The organism is Oleiphilus sp. HI0067 (assembly GCF_001635735.1).
In genome coordinates, this window is record NZ_LWFI01000967.1 from 1 (window position 1) to 1,558 (window position 1,558).

Annotated in this window: 2 protein-coding genes; both read left to right on the top strand. The window is 45.4% G+C overall.

What is annotated here, in order from left to right; all coding sequences use genetic code 11:
- Positions 1-100: 100 nt before the first annotated feature.
- Positions 101-550 carry a DNA polymerase III subunit chi gene (locus A3739_RS12545; protein ID WP_068479423.1) on the top strand — a complete coding sequence of 150 codons (450 nt, stop codon included), beginning with the start codon at positions 101-103 and terminating at the stop codon, positions 548-550.
- Positions 551-638: 88 nt separating this feature from the next.
- On the top strand, positions 639-1,558 hold a 920-nt coding region (locus A3739_RS12550; RefSeq protein ID WP_156502561.1), incomplete at its 3' end, for a class I tRNA ligase family protein.

Genomic DNA, 1,558 nt, shown 5'->3' on the forward strand with positions numbered 1-1,558 from the left:
AGACATTGCTGGAACTGCATGGACTTCCGGCGCCAACAAGGGCGCAACAGGCCGACCGGTTCCTTTGCTACTGAATTACTTAATGAATCACGCAAAATAAATGCACAAACAAACCGACATTTATATTTCCAAAGGGAATGCATTTAGTGATCTGGCAAGCATAGCTTGTCGGATCGCTGAAAAAGCCATCGCAGCAAATCAAACTATATTATTTGTGTGTGAAAGCGACATCGATGCTAAAAGTCTTGACGAGCTGCTCTGGTCTTATCGAGAAAGCTCTTTTCTTCCGCATCAGCAATCAGTATCCCCAAGCCCAAGTTACCCCATAGCTATTGCGTCATCGCAGGGCGCGAATGATCCTTCATTCAAAGCAACAGATACAAACATTTGCGTATACCTTGGCCCGACCAAGTTAGCCGAAGAACCTCAGATGAAACGACGAATGTTCATAGTTCGTAATGACCAGAAGCAACTGGAATCTGCACGAGCCTTGTTCAAGCAACTTAAATCTAACGGCGAAGACATAAATACGCACGACTTACGTCGTTAATTGGGAACATAACTACCTTGTTTGCCCCCGCAGATATATAATGCGCCTCTTTCTAAAATCAACGCCAAAAAAGTAGTGAAACACAACGATGGATAAAACCTACCAACCTAGTGAAATTGAACAAACTTGGTATCAAAAATGGGAAGACGAAGGCTTCTTCAAACCAAGTGGTGAAGGCACGCCATATTCAATCATGATCCCCCCACCGAACGTCACTGGCAGCCTCCACATGGGGCACGCGTTTCAAGACAGCATCATGGATGCCTTAATTCGCTATCATCGAATGAAAGGCAACAACACGCTATGGCAAGTTGGTACTGACCACGCGGGTATCGCGACTCAAATGGTTGTTGAGAGAAAATTAGCCGCTGAAGAAGATAAAACTCGACACGATCTAGGTCGTGAAGCATTTCTCGATAAAATTTGGGAATGGAAGGAAGAATCAGGTGGCACCATCACACGTCAACTTCGTCGTCTAGGAGCCTCTGTCGATTGGGATCACGAACGCTTTACGATGGATGACGGCTTCTATAAAGCTGTTCAAGAAGTATTTGTTCGTTTGTACAAAGACGATCTTATTTATCGCGGCAAGCGCCTTGTTAACTGGGACCCAAAACTACACACCGCTATTTCTGATCTGGAAGTCGAGAACAAAGAAAAACAGGGCAATATGTGGCATCTTCGGTATCCACTTGCAGACGGTGAAACAACAAGCGAAGGCAAAGATTACATCGTTGTTGCTACCACTCGACCCGAAACGATGCTTGGGGATACAGGTGTTGCGGTAAACCCTGAAGACCCTCGCTACAAAGCGTTGATCGGAAAAGAAATCATTCTTCCATTAGTCGGTCGTCGCATCCCGATTGTCGGAGACGAACATGCAGACATGGAAAAAGGCACAGGCTGCGTAAAGATTACTCCTGCACACGACTTTAACGATAATGAGGTCGGCAAGCGATGCTCGCTTCCAATGATCAATGTCATGAACAAGAACGGTGAAATTCTTGA

What these genes read in the sequence shown, in the direction of transcription:
- A3739_RS12545 (WP_068479423.1), top strand. Translation starts at nt 101, where the DNA reads ATGCACAAACAAACCGACATTTATATTTCCAAAGGGAATGCATTTAGT.